16 protein-coding genes and 2 tRNA genes are annotated in these 17,966 nt (G+C 60.7%); 11 read left to right on the forward strand and 7 right to left on the reverse strand.

Going from position 1 to position 17,966, the window contains the following annotated elements:
- Positions 1 to 29: 29 nt before the first annotated feature.
- The 4 genes from recJ to FPZ52_RS03930 all read right to left on the reverse strand — a co-directional run bounded on the left by recJ (position 30) and on the right by FPZ52_RS03930 (position 4,440).
- Positions 30 to 1,790 carry a single-stranded-DNA-specific exonuclease RecJ gene (gene recJ, locus FPZ52_RS03915; RefSeq protein WP_146363903.1) on the reverse strand — a complete coding sequence of 587 codons (1,761 nt, stop codon included), beginning with the start codon at positions 1,788 to 1,790 and terminating at the stop codon, positions 30 to 32.
- Complete coding sequence (glpX, locus tag FPZ52_RS03920) at positions 1,790 to 2,761, reverse strand: class II fructose-bisphosphatase (protein WP_146363905.1); 972 nt, start codon at positions 2,759 to 2,761, stop codon at positions 1,790 to 1,792. The genes recJ and glpX overlap by 1 nt, the downstream gene beginning before the upstream one ends.
- 50 nt (positions 2,762 to 2,811) lie before the next feature.
- Positions 2,812 to 4,098: a homoserine dehydrogenase gene (locus tag FPZ52_RS03925; RefSeq protein ID WP_146363907.1), complete on the reverse strand. Its 1,287-nt coding sequence runs from the start codon at positions 4,096 to 4,098 to the stop codon at positions 2,812 to 2,814.
- Positions 4,099 to 4,176: 78 nt separating this feature from the next.
- Positions 4,177 to 4,440 (reverse strand): hypothetical protein, encoded by a 264-nt coding sequence (locus FPZ52_RS03930; RefSeq protein ID WP_146363909.1) that lies wholly within the window; start codon positions 4,438 to 4,440, stop codon positions 4,177 to 4,179.
- A 99-nt stretch (positions 4,441 to 4,539) separates the two neighbouring features.
- Here FPZ52_RS03930 and FPZ52_RS03935 point away from each other — a divergent pair, with 99 nt between their 5' ends.
- The 7 genes from FPZ52_RS03935 to FPZ52_RS03960 all read left to right on the forward strand — a co-directional run bounded on the left by FPZ52_RS03935 (position 4,540) and on the right by FPZ52_RS03960 (position 9,620).
- Positions 4,540 to 5,040, forward strand: coding sequence for a hypothetical protein (locus tag FPZ52_RS03935; RefSeq protein ID WP_146363911.1), 501 nt, complete (start codon positions 4,540 to 4,542; stop codon positions 5,038 to 5,040).
- Between the two features lie 112 nt (positions 5,041 to 5,152).
- Positions 5,153 to 6,607, forward strand: a complete 1,455-nt coding sequence (locus FPZ52_RS03940; RefSeq protein WP_146363913.1) for a Glu/Leu/Phe/Val family dehydrogenase — start codon at positions 5,153 to 5,155, stop codon at positions 6,605 to 6,607.
- 163 nt (positions 6,608 to 6,770) lie between these two features.
- Positions 6,771 to 6,847: transfer RNA gene (locus FPZ52_RS03945), tRNA-Asp, on the forward strand.
- A 64-nt stretch (positions 6,848 to 6,911) separates the two neighbouring features.
- Positions 6,912 to 6,988: transfer RNA gene (locus tag FPZ52_RS03950), tRNA-Asp, on the forward strand.
- Positions 6,989 to 7,065: 77 nt separating this feature from the next.
- Positions 7,066 to 7,233, forward strand: a complete 168-nt coding sequence (locus FPZ52_RS18860; RefSeq protein ID WP_168201258.1) for a hypothetical protein — start codon at positions 7,066 to 7,068, stop codon at positions 7,231 to 7,233.
- Positions 7,234 to 7,330: 97 nt separating this feature from the next.
- On the forward strand, positions 7,331 to 8,869 hold the full coding sequence (locus tag FPZ52_RS03955) for an alkaline phosphatase D family protein (protein WP_146363915.1): 1,539 nt from the start codon (positions 7,331 to 7,333) through the stop codon (positions 8,867 to 8,869).
- 121 nt (positions 8,870 to 8,990) lie between these two features.
- On the forward strand, positions 8,991 to 9,620 hold the full coding sequence (locus FPZ52_RS03960; RefSeq protein ID WP_146363917.1) for an FMN-binding negative transcriptional regulator: 630 nt from the start codon (positions 8,991 to 8,993) through the stop codon (positions 9,618 to 9,620).
- A 30-nt stretch (positions 9,621 to 9,650) separates the two neighbouring features.
- Here the strand turns inward: FPZ52_RS03960 and FPZ52_RS03965 are convergent, their stop codons facing one another.
- Complete coding sequence (locus FPZ52_RS03965; RefSeq protein ID WP_146363919.1) at positions 9,651 to 11,039, reverse strand: M20/M25/M40 family metallo-hydrolase; 1,389 nt, start codon at positions 11,037 to 11,039, stop codon at positions 9,651 to 9,653.
- Between the two features lie 77 nt (positions 11,040 to 11,116).
- Between FPZ52_RS03965 and FPZ52_RS03970 the strand changes: the two genes are divergently transcribed.
- The 4 genes from FPZ52_RS03970 to ispG all read left to right on the forward strand — a co-directional run bounded on the left by FPZ52_RS03970 (position 11,117) and on the right by ispG (position 15,796).
- Entirely contained in the window at positions 11,117 to 11,692 is a 576-nt protein-coding gene (locus FPZ52_RS03970) for a 5-aminolevulic acid synthase (protein ID WP_146363921.1), read from the forward strand.
- 152 nt (positions 11,693 to 11,844) lie between these two features.
- A complete protein-coding gene (gene hemA / locus FPZ52_RS03975; protein WP_146363923.1) occupies positions 11,845 to 13,068 on the forward strand; it encodes a 5-aminolevulinate synthase in 1,224 nt (407 codons plus the stop codon).
- Positions 13,069 to 13,260: 192 nt separating this feature from the next.
- Complete coding sequence (locus FPZ52_RS03980) at positions 13,261 to 14,583, forward strand: helix-turn-helix domain-containing protein (protein ID WP_146363925.1); 1,323 nt, start codon at positions 13,261 to 13,263, stop codon at positions 14,581 to 14,583.
- 79 nt (positions 14,584 to 14,662) lie between these two features.
- On the forward strand, positions 14,663 to 15,796 hold the full coding sequence (ispG, locus tag FPZ52_RS03985) for a flavodoxin-dependent (E)-4-hydroxy-3-methylbut-2-enyl-diphosphate synthase (protein ID WP_146363927.1): 1,134 nt from the start codon (positions 14,663 to 14,665) through the stop codon (positions 15,794 to 15,796).
- 15 nt (positions 15,797 to 15,811) lie between these two features.
- Here ispG and FPZ52_RS03990 read toward each other — a convergent pair whose 3' ends face one another.
- Both FPZ52_RS03990 and FPZ52_RS03995 read right to left on the reverse strand, forming a co-directional pair.
- On the reverse strand, positions 15,812 to 16,561 hold the full coding sequence (locus FPZ52_RS03990; RefSeq protein WP_146363929.1) for a DsbA family protein: 750 nt from the start codon (positions 16,559 to 16,561) through the stop codon (positions 15,812 to 15,814).
- 4 nt (positions 16,562 to 16,565) lie between these two features.
- Positions 16,566 to 17,918, reverse strand: coding sequence for a M48 family metalloprotease (locus FPZ52_RS03995; RefSeq protein ID WP_146363931.1), 1,353 nt, complete (start codon positions 17,916 to 17,918; stop codon positions 16,566 to 16,568).
- Positions 17,919 to 17,966: the final 48 nt, after the last annotated feature.

Below are 17,966 nucleotides of genomic sequence, written 5' to 3' on the forward strand. Positions count from 1 at the left end.
CGTTGCGTAAGGTAGAATTTGGCCTTGCGTCAGGTGTTAGCTGCGTGCGCTGCGTCTTCGAGCCGAAGCTGCACCGTCTGACGCCCGCCCCAGCTGTTCAGATCCAGCCGACCTGCCAGGTGGACGCGGGATTTCTCGAGCCGGCACAGTTCATCGCCGAGCGGTCCGTCGAACGCCCCGAAGCAGATGGCGTCTATGGTCGGGCCGATTTCGGCGGCGGCTGTGATCTTGAGATGCTTGTCGCCCACGCGGCGTGTATGGCGGAGGAACAAGTCGGGCATGGCGAAGCGCGGCGCGGGGGCGCTGGCACCGAATGGGCCTGCACGTTCCAACTGCGCGATCAGTTCGGGTGTTGCTGCGCCGGGCATGAGCGTGCCGTCGAGTTTCAGGTCGGCGGGACCGATATCTCCGGCCCCTTGTCGTGCCAGAAGATCGCCGAGGCGGGCCATGGCCGCGTCCAGCTTGTCTTGGGCCACGGTCAGGCCTGCGGCCATCTTGTGACCGCCGCCCTTGATCAGCAGACCTTCCTCCGCCAGCCGGTGGATGCTGGCGCCCAGATCAATGCCGGTAACGGACCGGCCGGAACCTTTGCCTTCACCGTCGTCCAGCCCGATGACGATGGCGGGACGATTCGTGGCCTCTTTCAGGCGCGAGGCAACGATGCCGACGACGCCCGGATGCCAGCCTTCGCCAGCGGCCCAGACGAGCGGTGCGTCCAGACCGCGGGCTTCGGCCTGTGCGATCGCTGCCTGGGAGACCAGCGATTCGATTTCGCGGCGTTCGGTGTTGAAACCATCCAGTTTCATGGCAAGGGCGCGGGCTTCGTCGGGCTGGTCGGTCGCAAGCAGCCTTGCACCCAGATCAACCTGACCGACACGGCCGCCTGCATTGATGCGTGGCCCCAATACATAACCCAGATGATAGGCGGAGGGAGCCTGATCCAGACGTGCGACATTGGACAGGGCGACAAGCCCAGCATGGTCGCGACGGCCCATCACCTGAAGACCACGACGCACCAGGGCGCGGTTCACCCCGATCAGGGGCGCTACATCGGCGACAGTTGCCAGCGCGACGATATCCAGAAGCGCCATAAGGTCGGGACCGGATTGGCCGGATTCGCGCAGAAGGCGGTTGGCCTCCACCAGCATCAGAAAGACCACCGAAGCCGCGCAAAGATGCGCCAACTCGCCGTTTTCATCCTGGCGGTTCGGGTTCACGACCGCAACGGCGCGGGGCAGGGTTTCCCCGCCCAGATGGTGGTCCAGCACGACAACATCGGTGCCAGACGGGACGGCATCCAGCGCCTCGAATGACAGGGTGCCGCAATCGACGCAGATGATCAGGTCGTGGTTTTCGGCCAGGGCGCGCATGGCGGGCGGGTTGGGGCCGTAGCCTTCGTCGATCCGGTCGGGAACGTAAAGCGTCGAGGGCAGCCCCACGCTGCGCAGCCAACGCATCAGCAGCGCGGCGGAGGATCCGCCATCCACATCGTAATCGGCGAAGATGGCGATTCTTTCGCGAGTATGCACCGCTTTCAGAAAACGGGCGGCGGCCCTGTCCATGTCCTTCAGCCCGCGCGGGTCGGGCAGAAGGTCTTTCAGGTTGGGGGTCAGATAGGCTTCGGCGTCTGCCGGGCCAAGTCCCGTGCGGGCCAGTGTCTGGCACAGCGGGCGGGGCAGACCGGTCGCTTGCGCGATGGCCTCGGCCTGCCGGTCCACAGCGGGGGCAGGGCCGATCCAGTTCCGGCCCGTTATGGATTTCGAGACGCCGAGATACCCGCCAGCCGCCATTACATATGTTCGATGGGGTTGCGGTAGGACATGCGCCGGACCGATCCGGTCTTGGAACGCATCAGGATGGTTTCGGCGGTCAAGTGGCCGACTTCGCGCTTGATGCCTGACACCAGAGAGCCGTCGGTGACTCCGGTCGCTGCAAAGATCACATCCTGCGTAACCAGATCGTCACGGCTGTAGATGCGGTCGAAATCGGTGATGCCGGCGCGGGTCGCGCGGCCCCTTTCATCGTCGTTGCGGAACAACAGGCGACCCCACATCTGACCGCCCATGCATTTGAGTGCGGCAGCGGCAAGAACACCCTCGGGCGCGCCGCCCGATCCCATATACATGTCGATTCCGGTTTTGTCGGCCTCGGCACAGTGGATCACGCCAGCAACATCACCATCGGTGATCAGGCGAATGGCCGCGCCGGTCGTGCGCAGTTCATCGATCATCTCGTCATGGCGGGGGCGTTCCAGAACGCAGACGGAAATATCGCTCATCGCGCAGCCGCGCGCCTTGGCGAGCGCAGCGACGCGCTCGGAAGGCGACATATCCAACGACACCACGTCGACAGGATAGCCGGGGCCAATGGCCAGCTTGTCCATGTAGACGTCCGGTGCGTGCAGCATGGAGCCGCGCGGCCCCATGGCGATGACGGTCAGCGCGTTGGGCATGTCCTTGGCGGTCAGTGTCGTGCCTTCCAGCGGATCGAGCGCGATGTCGACCTCTGGCCCCTTTCCTGCGCCGACCTCTTCACCGATATAGAGCATCGGGGCTTCGTCGCGTTCACCTTCACCGATGACGACAACCCCTTGTATTTCAAGCATATCCAGCTGCGTGCGCATGGCATCGACGGCGGCTTGGTCCGCCGCCTTTTCGTCGCCGCGCCCGATCAGTTTCGCGGATGCGAGCGCCGCCGCCTCGGATACACGGGCGAGGCCGAGCGACAGCATCCTGTCATTGAAATCAACGGGTGTCGCCATGGGTATTTCTCCTAGCCTGTGTTGGGGTGTGGCCGCGCCACTTGGGTGCGTTATACCTGCTCGATCCGGATCGCGACAGCCTCACCTGCCAGAACGCCGGTTTGCTTGAAGGCCTCCAGCGCGTGATCCAGCGCGTCGCGTGTTGCTTTGTGCGTCACGATCAGCACGGGGGCGGTTGCGTCGGCATGGCCGTATTGGCGCATCCGGTCGATGGAAATGCCAGCTTCGCCAAGGGCAGACGCGATCCGCGCGAGAGCACCGGGTTTGTCGAGGAGTTCGAGCCGAAGGTAATATTGCGCGGGGATGGGCGCGAGCGCGGCAGGGGCTTCTTGAAGCGTCGTGGCCGGTTGGCCGAAGGTGGACAGCCGCAGCCCGCGCGCGATGTCGATGATGTCGGACATGACGGCAGAGGCCGTGGGGCCTTCACCGGCACCCGCGCCGCGCAGGGTGATCTGGCCAGCTTCTTCGGCTTCGACAACGACCATATTGGTGGCGTTTTCCAACCGGCCGAGCGGCGATCCCTTGGGAACCAGGCACGGTGTCATGCGCTGTTCCAGCCCTCGACCGGACATTTGCGCGACCCCCAGAAGCTTCACACGATAGCCCATATCGGACGCCCGCCGAATGTCTTCGAACGTGATGTGCTCGATGCCTTCCAGAATCATGTCCTCGAAATTCGGCTTGGTGCCGAATGCGATGGACGCAAGGATCGCCAGCTTGTGCCCCGCATCGATCCCGCCCACGTCAAGTGTCGGATCGGCCTCCAGATATCCCAACTGATGGGCCTCGTCGAACACGGTATCATATGGAAGCTTGGCATCTTCCATGCGGGTCAGGATGTAGTTGCAGGTCCCGTTCATCACGCCCATGACACGGTTGATCTTGTTTCCGGCCAACCCTTCTGTCAGGGCCTTCACGATCGGGATGCCGCCTGCAACTGCGGCCTCGAAGCGCAGGACGCGTCCGGCAGCTTCGGCCTGTTCGGCGAGCGTCTGCCCATTGATCGCAATCATGGCCTTGTTCGCGGTTACGATATCCTTGCCATTCGCGAAAGCGGCTTCGGCCAGGGCCTTGGCCGGGCCGTCGCTGCCACCAATCAGTTCGACAACGACGTCCACGTCGTCGCGATGGGCAAGCGCCACCGGATCGTCTTCCCAGTCATAGGCGGACAAATCAATGCCGCGATCCTTGTGACGGGAGCGAGCGGAAACGGCGGTGATCTCGATCCTGCGACCGGTGCGGGTAGCCAATAGATCGGCGCGGGTCTGAACCATTGTGACCACGCCGCGCCCCACGGTTCCAAGACCCGCAATACCCAGACGCAACGGCGTGTTCATGAGACAGACTCCATCAACTAATATCCGCGCGGTTCCTATCCGGTTCACAGGATGCGTGCAACGCGGCAGGGGTGGGGATCAGTTCGATTGGCGGCGGATTGCGTCCGCCCGTGTCCGCAGCGCATCGCCCCGCGCCTGAAGGTCAGGATCGGGATCAGAGGGATCGGAGGGCAGTTCAGGTGGTTGCGGGAGGGCTTCCAGCGGCTCGATCCGGGGATATGCGAGCGATTCATCGACCGTCAGAAGCGGGTTCTCGGGAAAGCCCTGCGGAGCACACCCCGTCAATGAAAGGATCGCGCATGTTGCGCCCAGTATTGCGATCCGCGTTGTTATGTCTTGCACCTGATGCTGTCCTGCGGTTTGAGTGCGGCTTGCTTGTGGCGCTAGATTAGCGTGCCGAGTGGGCAATATGCCAGCACCTGGAAGAATCGGAAGGCGAAGATGGACACTGAAACCAGCGATGAACCGCTTGCTGTCGTGCAGCCTTCCGGCCCGCGCCGCATTTTTGCAACGGCGGTCCTGTTCAGCGTTTCGGCGTTGTTGCTGATCCTTGCGGTTGTCACGCCGCCGAGTTCGGCCGGATGGCTGATCTATCTGCTGGTGTGCGGCGGTGTGGCGTTGTGGCTGACCTTGCGGCTTTGGCAAGCGACGCACGCGTCAATCATACTGACCCGTGACGCACTGAGCACCAGCGACGGCACACATCTGTGCAACCTGTCCGATGTCGCGGGGCTGGATCGGGGTGTGTTCGCTTTCAAACCGTCGAACGGCTTTGTCGTGCGCCTGAAGCGTAAGGCGCCGCGCGGCTGGGCGCCCGGGCTTTGGTGGCGCGTTGGGAAGCGCGTCGGAATCGGGGGCGTCACAAGCGCCGGGCAAGCCAAGTTCATGGCCGAGATGCTCGCCGCGCAAATCGTGGAGAATACGGAAAACTCAATCAAATAAGGCGCGCTATCTGATAATATCACGATATATGCTGTTGTTTTGAGCAGTTTTAGAACTAGGGTGCGACTGTGTCATACTGATGTGGCACCGACACTCATTTTCGAGATTTGCCATGCAACCACAGTCGCCCGTATCCGATCCAGCTATCAAAGAGCCGTCCTTTCGGGAATCAGTCGATCTGATGTTCAACCGCGCTGTCGCGCTGTTGCAGCTTCCCCCCGGCCTGGAACAGAAAATCCGGGTTTGTAACGCCACCTACACCGTCCGCTTCGGCGTGCGCCTGCGCGGCGATATTCACACCTTCACCGGATACCGGTCTGTTCATTCCGAACACATGGAGCCAGTCAAAGGCGGTATCCGTTATTCGCCCCACGTCAATCAGGACGAAGTCGAGGCGCTTGCGGCGCTTATGACCTATAAATGCGCAGTGGTGGAAACGCCGTTCGGAGGCTCCAAAGGGGGGCTGTGTATCGACCCGCTGGAATATGACGAGCGGGAGTTGGAACTTATCACCCGTCGCTTCGCCTATGAACTGGCCAAGCGTGACCTGATCAACCCCAGCCAGAACGTGCCTGCGCCGGATATGGGGACTGGCGAGCGTGAAATGGCGTGGATCGCGGACCAGTACCGCCGCATGAACACCACCGACATCAATGCAAACGCCTGTGTGACGGGTAAACCCATCCATGCGGGCGGGATCGCCGGACGGGTCGAAGCGACGGGACGAGGCGTGCAGTATGCGCTGCGCGAGTTCTTCCGCCATCCCGAAGATGTTGCGAAGGCCAATTTGACCGGCAAGCTGGCGGGCAAACGCGTCATCGTTCAGGGGCTTGGCAATGTGGGCTATCACGCCGCGAAGTTCCTGCAAACCGAGGACGATTCGATCATCATCGGAATCATCGAGAGGGACGGGGCGATCCATTCACCCGAGGGTCTGGATGTGGATGCGGTGAAGGCGTGGATCACCGAACATGGGGGCGTGCGCGACTTCCCCGGCGCGACCTTCATCGAGAACGGCGCCATGTTGCTGGAAGAAGAATGTGACATCCTGGTTCCGGCAGCGCTGGAAGGTGTCATCAATCTGAACAACGCCGCGAATATTTCCGCCAATCTGATCATCGAGGCCGCGAATGGACCGATCACCTTTGGTGCGGATGAAATTCTGCGCAAGAAAGGCATCGTCATCATCCCCGATATGTACGCCAACGCGGGTGGTGTGACGGTGTCCTATTTCGAATGGGTGAAGAATTTGAGCCACATCCGGTTTGGCCGTATGCAGCGCCGACAGGAAGAAGCGCGGCACCAACTGCTGGTGGATGAACTGGAACGGCTTGACCGGTATCTGGGTGGAGCATGGTCCATGACGCCCGATTTCAAGGATAAATACCTACGTGGCGCGGATGAGTTGGAACTGGTGCGGTCTGGTCTGGATGACACGATGCGCACAGCCTACCAATCCATGCGCGAGGTCTGGCATGGGCGCGACGATGTTCATGATTTGCGCGTCGCTGCCTATATTGTAGCGATCGACCGCGTGGCAAAAAGCTATCAGTCCAAGGGGCTGTGACTGACGGGATGGCGGGGTGGCCGGCGACCGGTTGTCCCGCATTTCTGCTGACGCAGCGAGAGGGTCGAATATTTTCTCCTCATTCCTGTTGTTCGCCGCTTGACGCCCCCCGGCGGTATGCCTAGAAGGACGCTCACGCCGAGGGCAACTTGGCGGATAGCGAGCGGTTGTAGCTCAGTTGGTTAGAGTACCGGCCTGTCACGCCGGGGGTCGCGGGTTCGAGCCCCGTCAACCGCGCCATCGCTATCCGATCTAGAAATACGATTCTGCATCGCAGGATTCGTAGTGTCCACAGCGGGTATGCGCGGTTGTAGCTCAGTTGGTTAGAGTACCGGCCTGTCACGCCGGGGGTCGCGGGTTCGAGCCCCGTCAACCGCGCCACTTTTTTTCCCAAGTCCCAAAACGCCTTTTCGCAGCGATGCTTTGCATCGCGATCCGTGATCGATTCGAGGATTGGGATGAGATCCACAGCAGTATTCACTACAGGCGCGGTCGCCGTGTTGGTGTCGGTATGTCTCGACGACACGATGACCCCATTCGAACAGATGGACTACGATGTGCAGCAGACAGGCGTGGGAACTGTGGAAGACATGGACATCACTGGCTTCGATGTGCTGGGCGCGTAGCTTGTCGTGATCGTCGCATTGGCGTCATGATGGTGTCACGGGACTTCTACACTGCGTTGGTAGCGGGGGCACTCCTGACACCAGCAAGGAGAATCCCATGCCAAGCATCAAGATCACCAGGCGCCAGGCTTTGGCCAGTTCGGTCGCTTTTGCCGGATCACTCGCACTTCCATCCTTTAGCCGGGCCTCGACACGCCCGCTGATCACCCATGGCGTACAGTCGGGTGATGTAGCCCATGACGGCGCGGTCATCTGGTCACGCACGGATCGCGAAGCGAATATGGTCGTCGAATGGGCGACAACAGAGAGCTTTTCCGACGTGCGCCGCGTGCAGCAACTGGCCGTTGGCGAGCCCACCGATTTCAGCGGCAAACTGGCGTTGCAGGGGCTGCCGTCGGATCAGGACATTTTCTACCGCGTGACGATGGTGGATCTGGCCGATTCGAACGCGGTGTCCGAGCCTGTCACAGGTCGTTTTCGTACCGCGCCAGCAGGCCTGCGTGACGTATCTTTCGTTTGGTCGGGCGACACGGCCGGGCAGGGCTGGGGCATCGACGAATCGCGTGGTGGCATGGTCACCTACAACACGATGCTCAACCACAAGCCGGACTTCATGATCCACTCGGGCGATACGGTTTATGCCGACGGCCCACTGGCGGCAGAAGTGGAACTGAAAGACGGCACGACCTGGAAGAACCTCGTGATCGAGCAGAAAACCAAGGTGGCCGAGACGCTGGACGAGTTCCGCAAGCAGCATCTCTACAACATGATGGATACCAATGTGCGAGCCTTCAACGCCGAGGTTCCGATCTTCTATCAATGGGACGATCACGAGGTCACGAACAACTGGTATCCGGACGAAGATTTCACCAATGATGATCGCTACACGGTAAAATCGGGCAATTTGATGGCCGCCCGAGCGGCGCGGGCCTTCCACGAGATGTACCCCATCCGCTCGCATCTGACGGAACCGTACCGTGTCTATCGCAAGGCATCCTACGGGCCGCTCCTGGATATCTTCTTCCTCGATATGCGGACGTATCGCGGCGAGAATAATGCCAATGACCAGCCGGAAGGTGCTCCGTTCCTCGGGCCGGAACAGCTTGCCTGGCTGAAGCGCGAACTGACCGCGTCCAACGCGCTGTGGAAGGTGATCGCGGCAGATATGCCCATCGGGATGATCGTCGCGGATGGCGAGGCGTTCGAGAACAGCGCGAATGGCGACGGACCCGTTCTGGGCCGCGAACATGACATCGCGGAGCTTCTATCCTTCATCAAGCACGCGAAGGTGACCAACACGGTCTGGCTGACAGCCGATGTGCATCATACGGCGGCGCATCACTACAGCCCCGATCGCGCGCAGTTTCAGGATTTCGAACCGTTCTACGAATTCGTTTCCGGGCCGCTGCACGCGGGCACATTTGGTCCCAGCCAGTACGACAACACCTTCGGTCCTGAAGTGCTGTATTCGAAATATCCCTCCGACGAGCAGGGACAGAACATGTCCCCGGCGGAAGGGTATCAGTTCTTCGGTAAGGTCGACATTGCGGCGGATACCGGCGTGATGACCGTGCGCTTGATGGACATGGCCGATGAAGAGCTTTGGTCAACGCAGATCGAACCGCTGCGCGGCTAACCAACTGGAAGGGGCGGGCTTGATCCGCCCCTTCGCTCCAAGACGGTTCGACGCATATTTGCGCGACAGACCGCGTGGCAGGTGCTATCAGGCAAACCTTCCGAACAAGCGAGGGCACCGCATGTATACTCCGCCGCATTTTCAGGAAACGGACGCAGATCAGATCACGGCGATCATCAAGACGGCGCCGCTTGCAAGCATTGTGGCGCAGACGGATGATGGACTGATCGCCAATCACATTCCGCTTCTGCTCGGGCCGAAGAGAAGGCTGATTGGCCATGTCGCGCTGGCAAATGACATGCATCGCCTGATCGAGAACGGGCAGGATGTTCTGGCAATCTTTCGGTCGGATGATGCCTTTGTCTCGCCAAATTTCTACCCGTCAAAGCCGGAACATCACCGTCATGTGCCCACATGGAATTATCAGGTGGTTCATGTGTCCGGTCCGATTACGTTCCAACATGACACACATTCCAAACGCGCGGCGGTTGGATTGTTGACCCGCACACATGAGCGGCGGGTGAACGGTGACCGGGCGTGGAAGATGGCGGATGCGCCCAAGGATTACATGGATCGGATGTTGGAAGGGATCGTCGCGTTCCAGATCGACATGCAGCGGGTGCTGGGGAAGTCGAAGCTAAGTCAGAACCGCGATGCGCGTGACTACGCAGGCACCATTGAAGGTCTGCGCGCCACGGGTCACGGGGTCATGGCAGATCGCATGCATCGCCGCGCGTCCGGCGAGAAATGAAAAGGGCGGGGATGTCCCCGCCCTGATCACTTACTTCGCGATTTCGGCCAGCAGGCGGGCCCAGCTGCGGATGCCCTTGTGGAAGCTGTCCACGTCGTATTTCTCGTTCGGGCTGTGGATGCGGTCGTCGTCATTGGCAAAGCCTATGAGCATCGCGTCCATGTCCAGAACATCCTTGAAGAACCCCGCGATCGGGATAGAGCCGCCCATGCCTACCAGAACGGCCTCGCGGTCCCATTCATCCGTCAACGCCTTGCGCGCGGCGTCGAATTCGGGACGGTCGGTGTTCATCACTGCGGCGGGAGCGCCGTCCAGATCACCGTCCCAGACGACGCGGGCGTCGACGGGAAGCCGGGCTTCGACATGGGCACGCAGGTTCTTGCGGACCTCGGCCGGGTCCATCTCGCCCACCAGGCGGCAGGTGATCTTGCAATGTGCCTCGGCAGGGATGACGGTCTTGCTGCCCGCACCCATATAGCCGCCCCACATGCCGTTGATTTCCAGCGTCGGGCGGGCCCATTGCTGCTCCAGCGTGGAATAGCCCTTTTCGCCATGCGGTTCGGTCATGCCGACGCTTTCGAGATACTCCTTTTCATCGAATCCGCAGTTTTGCCACTGGCCGCGCAGATCGTCGGAGATATCTGACACTCCGTCATAGAAATTAGGCACGGCGACGCGACCGTCTTCGTCGTGGAAGCTGGCGACGATCTTGGCGATCTCGCGCAAGGGGTTCAGGGCAGGGCCGCCGTAATGGCCCGAATGCAGGTCCATCTTTGGCCCGTGCAGCGTGAATTCATCCTTCAGCATGCCGCGCAGCTGCGACGCAATGGACGGAACACCCGGCGCAACCATGGAAGTGTCGCAGATCAGCGCGATGTCGGATTTTAGCTCATCCGCGTTTTCCTTCATGAAGGGGATCAGCGACGGTGAACCGGATTCTTCCTCGCCTTCGAAGAAAAACGTGATGCGGCAGGGCAAGTTGCCGTTGACGGCGATCCATGCGCGACAGGCTTCGACGAAGGTCATCAACTGGCCCTTGTCATCGGAGGAGCCCCGCCCGCGAATGACCTTGCCGCTAGGCGTGTCTTCGATCCGCGGATCGAAGGGCGGGTTGTCCCACAATTCCAGCGGATCAACCGGCTGCACGTCATAGTGGCCATAGAACAGCAGATGCGGGCCGGTGTCACCGATATGGCCCACGACCATCGGATGGCCGGGCGTGGGGCGCTTGCTGGCATCGACGCCCATGGATTCCAGGTCCTTGACCAGGCGATCAGCGGCCTTGTCGCATTCAGCCTTATAGGCGGGGTCAGTCGAGATCGATTCGATGCGCAGCAATTCCATCAGTCGCTCAATGGCGTTGTCGATGTCGGAATCGATGCGCTCCAGCACGGAGGGGAGGGTGTCTGTCGCGGTCATGCTGTCTCCTGTCATTGGCTTGTCGCGGGTGGAAACCGGGCTAGCCGAATCTCGATCCGCCGACTAAGCGTAGTGTCATGATGCTTCGTAACCTGATTTCGCTGGCAATTGCCATTGCGCCCGTCACCGCCGCCCTAGCGGAACCCGTGGATTTTTCGACCGCGGATCAGATGTTGTTCGATCCCGACGGTGCGGAAGTTGCGATTTTCCCGGATGCCGGGCTGAGTGACGAGGATCGCCAGCGCATTGCCGTGGTCGGATCACAGCAGGTCTATTACGGTGCCTTCGCGATTTCACCCGATGAAGGTTTGCTGTCCGAAGCCACCGCTGCGGTGGCCAATTTCAATTCGGCGGATGCGGCGATGCGTGCTGCGCTGACCGAATGCAATACCCGTCGCAAGTCCGGAACCGCGCAATGCGTGCCCGCCGCTCATATACGGCCGAAAGGCTGGGAAGCGCGCACATTGCAGCTAAGTGCCACCGGAACCGAGGCCGTGCGCGGAGATTACCGCGCGTTGCCATCACCCAAGGCCTTTGCCGCGTCGCAATCGACAGGGGGCTGGGCCATGACGAGCGGCTCGGCTGACGATGCCGTATCCGAATGTGCTTCGAAAACAGGGGCCGAAGACTGCACCGTCGTGCTTCGGGACTGAATGACAGGATTGCCCCCGATCGCGGCATTTTGTAACCTTTCTAAATTATGTGCGTCGGTTTAGGTACGGGCGCGTGACCGCAAGTGAGTCACAGATCGAGGTGATGCCGTAAGCTTGTTGCTGCGCGGCACGTCCAGACGGAGGGCGAGCGAGTGAACTACGCCGCGCAAATCGACGCCGCGCTTGACCGGCTGCATCAGGAAGGCCGTTACCGGACCTTCATAGACATCGAACGCAAGCAAGGGCAGTTCCCGCATGCGACCTGGCGCAAGCCCGATGGCAGTGAACAGCCGGTGACGGTGTGGTGCGGCAATGACTATCTCGGCATGGGGCAGCACCCGGCGGTCCTGGCGGCGATGCATGAAGCGATTGATACAACCGGTGCAGGGTCTGGTGGGACGCGGAACATTTCCGGCACCACCGTCTATCACAAGCGGCTGGAGGCAGAACTGGCCGATCTGCATGGCAAAGATGCCGCACTCTTGTTTACCTCGGCTTACATCGCGAATGACGCGACGCTTTCGACATTGCCCAAGCTGTTTCCCGGGCTCGTCATCATTTCGGACGAATTGAACCACGCGTCGATGATCGAAGGCATTCGGCACGGAAAATGCGAGAAGCACATCTTCCGTCACAACGACGTGGCCCATCTGCGGGGCATTCTTGAAAGCCTCGATCCGGCCGCGCCGAAGGTCATCGCCTTCGAATCCGTCTATTCGATGGATGGCGATTTCGGACCGATCGAAGCGATCTGTGACCTGGCCGATGAGTTCGGCGCGCTGACCTATCTCGACGAGGTGCACGCGGTGGGCATGTACGGTCCGCGCGGTGGGGGCGTGACCGAGCGTGACAATCTTGCGCATCGGATCGACATTGTTAACGGCACGCTGGGCAAGGCCTTCGGCGTGGTGGGCGGTTACATCGCCGCGTCCGAGAAAATGGTAGATGCCATAAGGTCTTACGCGCCGGGCTTCATCTTCACGACGTCGCTTCCACCCGCTGTCGCGGCTGGTGCCGCCGCGTCGATCAGCCATCTGAAAAACGATCCCGCGCTGCGCGAACGTCACCAGACGCAGGCCCACATCCTCAAGGTGCGCCTGAAAGGGCTTGGCTTGCCAGTGATAGATCACGGCAGCCACATCGTGCCGGTGATGGTTGGCAATCCGGTGAAGTGCAAAATGATCTCGGACCGGTTGTTGAACGATCACGGCATTTATGTTCAGCCGATCAACTTCCCCACGGTGCCCCGTGGCACGGAACGTCTTCGTTTCACCCCATCGCCTGTTCATGGGCCGGAAGAAATGGATAAGCTGGTGCGTGCGCTGGACAGCCTGTGGTCGCACTGTGCGCTGAGCCGCGAGCAGCTTTCCGCTTGAAGATTTCCGTATCGTCAGGTGTGCAAATTATAGGCGCCGTCATGCGGACAGCCGAAAACCGCCCAATATTCGCCGCTTCTCTGATCGACGGGTGCCAGAATCCTTGTGATGTGTTAACTTTAGCCTAATAAGACCCTGCTACTCGAATCGCAGGGCAGCGAGGCTACGGGCTAACGCAATGGGGCAGACAGAATGATGCGGCGTGCTGATACGCCAGATATTCCGGATTCCGGACCTAAAAGCTTCGACGACTACGATCTGAAGCTTGGGGATATCATGCGCGGCGAACGTGCGACTTTGGGCAAGTCGCTTCTGGATGTTCAGCGCGAAATAAAGATCAAGGCCAGCTACATCGCAGCGATCGAAAACGCCGATCTGGCCGCGTTCGAGACGCCGGGTTTCATCGCCGGTTATGTCCGGTCCTATGCACGATATCTGAAAATGAACCCGGATTGGGTTTACAAGGCCTTCTGCGAAGAAAGCGGGTTTTCGCATGTCACGGGGCTGGATGCAAAAATTCATGCAAAGCCGCAGAACACGAAATCGGTCGCACAGGTCGGCAGAAGTCACGGGGCCGCAAAAGCACCTGCGAAGCCTTTCAGTGACGAGATGCTTGCGCGTAGTCCAATTCAAGCCACGCCACGCAAACTGTTTCTGGGTGGAATCGAACCCGGGGCCGTTGGCTCGATCGTCGTGTTGACCGGGCTGATTGCAGCGCTTGGCTATGGTGGCTGGAGTGTTTTACAGCAAATCCAGCGCGTTACAGTTGCGCCGATCGAAACTCAGATTACCGCTTTGCCAACGGAAACAGGCGATGTGGAGGAACGGCCTTCGGAAAGCGTGGTGGCCGAAAACACCCCGCCACGGGCCGAGGCACTAGAGCGTCTTTATCGCCCGCAGGTGCTGGAGCGCCCGGTTGTCGTGCCACGCGACGGGCCCATTGCGACGCTCGATCCTGCTGCGCAGGGAGTGTATGCAGGCTATAGGCCACCGCCGCAGATCGGGTCTGTGCCAGAGTTAAAGACCGCTGCGGCCACGCGCCCTGATCGTCCGGTAATCATGTCCGCAGACCATATGGCTTTGGCCGAGATGACGCGCGCGGAGGAGGCGGTGGATACCGGAGAGGTGCAGGTGGTCGAAGAGCCCGCGCCAGGCATCGTTATGTTTGCAGTGCGTCCGGCGTGGGTACGCGTTCGCGCGGCAGACGGCACTGTGCTGCTCGAAAAAATTCTGGAAACGGGTGAACGTTACGTATTGCCGGATACGGCGCAGCCGCCGACCCTGCGTGCGGGGAATTCTGGGTCTGTCTATTTCGCGGTAAATGGTCAGACATTGGGACCGGCGGGTCCCGGAACGTCGGTTGCCAAGAATGTTGTGCTATCGGCTGACGCGCTTGGGCAAAGCTATCAACTGGCCGATCTGAGCGAGAATCCCGAACTGGCGCGCGTCGCCGAACTGGCGATTGCGTCCCAAGAGCCACCTCTCGAGCAATCGACGGAGATCGCGCAGGATTGATCTCGGGGCTGGCGTTGCGATGCCAGCCAGTCAGGTCTATCTAGGGCGCAGGATCACACCAGTCTTCGGAAAGGCCGACATGTCGATCAACCACATCCGTCCATGGCGAAACATCTATCGGCGCGAATCCCGGCAGATCCATGTCGGGAACGTTCCTGTCGGCGGTGGCGCGCCGATTTCCGTTCAGACCATGACCAACACCGACACGACAGATGTCGCGGCGACCGTGGCGCAGGTGCAGGCCTGTGCGGAGGCGGGGGCCGATATTGTCCGCATATCGGTGCCGGATGAAGCTTCCTCCAGGGCGTTGAAGGACATCGTCGCCGAAAGCCCCGTGCCAATCGTCGCTGACATTCATTTCCACTATAAGCGGGCGATTGAATCGGCGGATGCGGGGGCTGCCTGCCTGCGGATAAATCCCGGCAATATCGGCGATGAAAGCCGTGTCAAGGAAGTCATCCGCGCGGCCAAAGACCACGGCTGTTCCATTCGGATCGGTGTGAATGCGGGCAGCTTGGAACGCCATCTGCTGGAAAAATATGGCGAGCCATGCCCCGACGCCATGGTCGAGTCGGGATTGGACCATATCCGGATTCTGCAAGATAATGATTTCCACGAGTTCAAGATCAGCGTGAAGGCGTCAGATGTCTTTCTGGCGGCTGCCGCCTATCAGGGGATCGCCGAAGCCACCGATGCGCCCATCCATCTGGGAATCACCGAGGCGGGGGGGCTGACGGCAGGTACGATCAAATCGGCGATTGGCCTGGGCAACCTGCTATGGATGGGTATCGGCGATACGCTGCGTGTGAGCCTGTCCGCCGATCCGGTCGAGGAGGTGAAGGTCGGCTACGAAATCCTGAAATCTCTGGGCCTGCGCCATCGCGGCGTGAACATCATTTCCTGTCCCTCCTGCGCGCGCCAGGGTTTTGACGTGATCAAGACGGTCGAGGCGCTGGAGAAACGGTTGGAGCATGTGAAGACACCGATGAGCTTGTCCATCATCGGCTGCGTCGTGAACGGCCCGGGCGAGGCGCTGATGACCGATGTGGGTTTCACCGGTGGCGGGAAAGATGCCGGAATGGTTTATCTGGCGGGTAAGGCGTCGCACAAGATGTCGAATGATCAGATGATCAACCATATCGTGGAAGAGGTCGAAAAAAAGGCCGCGCAGATTGAAGCCGATAGCGCGGCCAGCGAGGAGGCGGCGCAGTAAGCGCCGCGTCTTTGACTATTCCGCGCGAAGTTCCGCGACGAAATCCTTCATCGAGGCCAAGGGCATGTAGCCGCGCAGCATCTGGTCCTCGATGACGAAACTGGGCGTGCCGTTGATCTGCAGCGCCTGTCCCAGAGCGTGGTTGGCCTGAATCTCGTTCATGACCGAGTCGTCATTCATACCGGCCAGAATCGTTTGGGCGTCGAGTCCCAAATCCGTGGCCAGGGTTTCGAGCGCTTCGGCGCTGATCTCGCCCCGGAATTCGAACAGCGCGTCATGCAGGTCCTTATAGGCGTCCATCCCGATTTCATTGCGTGCGGCGATGGCAAATTGCGAAGCCAGAACCGACTGCGGACCCAGAATCGGGAATTCTTTTACGATGAAACGAATATTGCCGTCGGTGCTGACCAGATCCTCCACATCCTCAAACGCGCGCTTGCAATAGCCACAGCGGTAATCGAGGAACTCGACCATGGTGATATCACCGTCGGGGTTGCCGCCGACCCATGAGTAACCGTCATCGAAAATGGCGTCGCTGTTTTCCGAGATCAGCGTCTGATCCGTTGTGGCTTGAGCGTCCTGTTGTCGTTGTTCCAGCGCGTTGACGGCTTCGATGATGACTTCAGGATTGTCGATCAGGTATTGACGAACCTCGCTGCGGAAGGCCGCGCGTTCGCTGTCGGTCATATTGGCCGGGTCGAAGGCCAGCGCTGGCGTTGCGGCCGTCATAAGGGCAAGGCCGATTGCGAGCATGACTGGTTTCATAACGTTATCTCCGTTTTCCGGCAGACTGGGCTGCGCGGGCGATGTCTTGGGCCCGGTTCCATCCGGGTGACCCGGTCGGCAACTGTCCGAGCGCACGCTGCGCGTGGACATGAGCGGATGCCAGATCGCCCGTCAAGGCAAGCCGTTCTGCGGTGGTTACAGATGCCATACCGTTTTCGCCCTCGCTTGCATAGGCGGTGGCAAGGTCGCGCAAGAGACGCGCGTTGAACGGATCGCGGGCGCGGGCGGTTTCCAGAACCTCGCGGGCCTGTGTGCGTGAGGCGGCGGTGTTACGGGCCATCAGCGCGCGACCATAGCCCGCAAGGATCAGCGGTTCATAGGGAGCAAGTTCTGCGGCGCGGGCATAGGCGGCGATGGCAGCGTCCACCCGTCCGCTTTCCAGTTCCACCCATCCGGCCAGATCGTGAAAATAGGGATCATCGGGGCTGCGGGCGGTCAGCATGGCGGCATAGCGCTGCGCGGCGGTGTAATCGGGCGTGACGAGTGCCGCAACGGATCGCTGGATCAGTGCGGCGTCGCTGTCATCACCTGCGGCCAGCCGGTTTGCGGTATAGCCGGGGCTGCGCAGATAGGCCGAGAGCTTGCCCTGCGCCCGACCGAACCAATAATCGGCGGTGGTGTTGTCGTAATCCTGATCCGGCAGGCGCGCCGCGTAATCGGCCACGGCGCGTTTGCGGTCGCGTGACAGCGGGTGGCTGTAAGTGTAGGGGTTGCGCCGGACTGACGACATCGCTTCCTGCGCCTCGAAATGATCGAGGAGTTGGCTCATCGCGCGTGGGTCGATGCCGGAGCGCGCCATGTAGCGCATGCCGGATTGATCGGCGGAGGCCTCTTCCGCGCGGGTATGGGCAAGGAAGGCGCTGTGGGCCGCGCCAGCAGCGCCTGCGGCCAAGCCTGCTGCAACTTCGGCGTTGTTGGTGCCGACACCTGCGGCAAGCGCGAGCGCGATTCCAATGCCGGTGACCGTCCGACTGCTTTGCGCGTTCAGCCGCCGACGAGAAAAATGCCCGTTGGCGATATGGGCAATTTCATGGGCGAAGACGGCCTGAAGTTCTGCCGCGTTGCGGGCCTTCAGGATTAGTCCCGCGTTTACGAAAATATGCGAGCTATCAACGACAAAGGCGTTCATCGACATGTCATTGATGACCAGAACTTTCGTGCGGTTCGCGGGCAAGCCGGCCGCCACCAGCAACGGTTGGGCCATCATGTTCAGCCCATGCTCCATCCCTGCGTCGCGCAGCAGGGATCGGGCCTGCGCGGCGGGCGACAGCATCATCAGAAGTGACGCGACGAGGCACAACCGCGACAGGGCGGCAGGGATAAGGGAACTGAGCATTGACCTCCTCACGTCGGAATGCGACGGAACTTGGCGGGCAGAGTAGGA

Origin of the sequence: Qingshengfaniella alkalisoli (assembly GCF_007855645.1) — a bacterium.
Classification (GTDB): Bacteria; Pseudomonadota; Alphaproteobacteria; order Rhodobacterales; family Rhodobacteraceae; genus Qingshengfaniella; species Qingshengfaniella alkalisoli.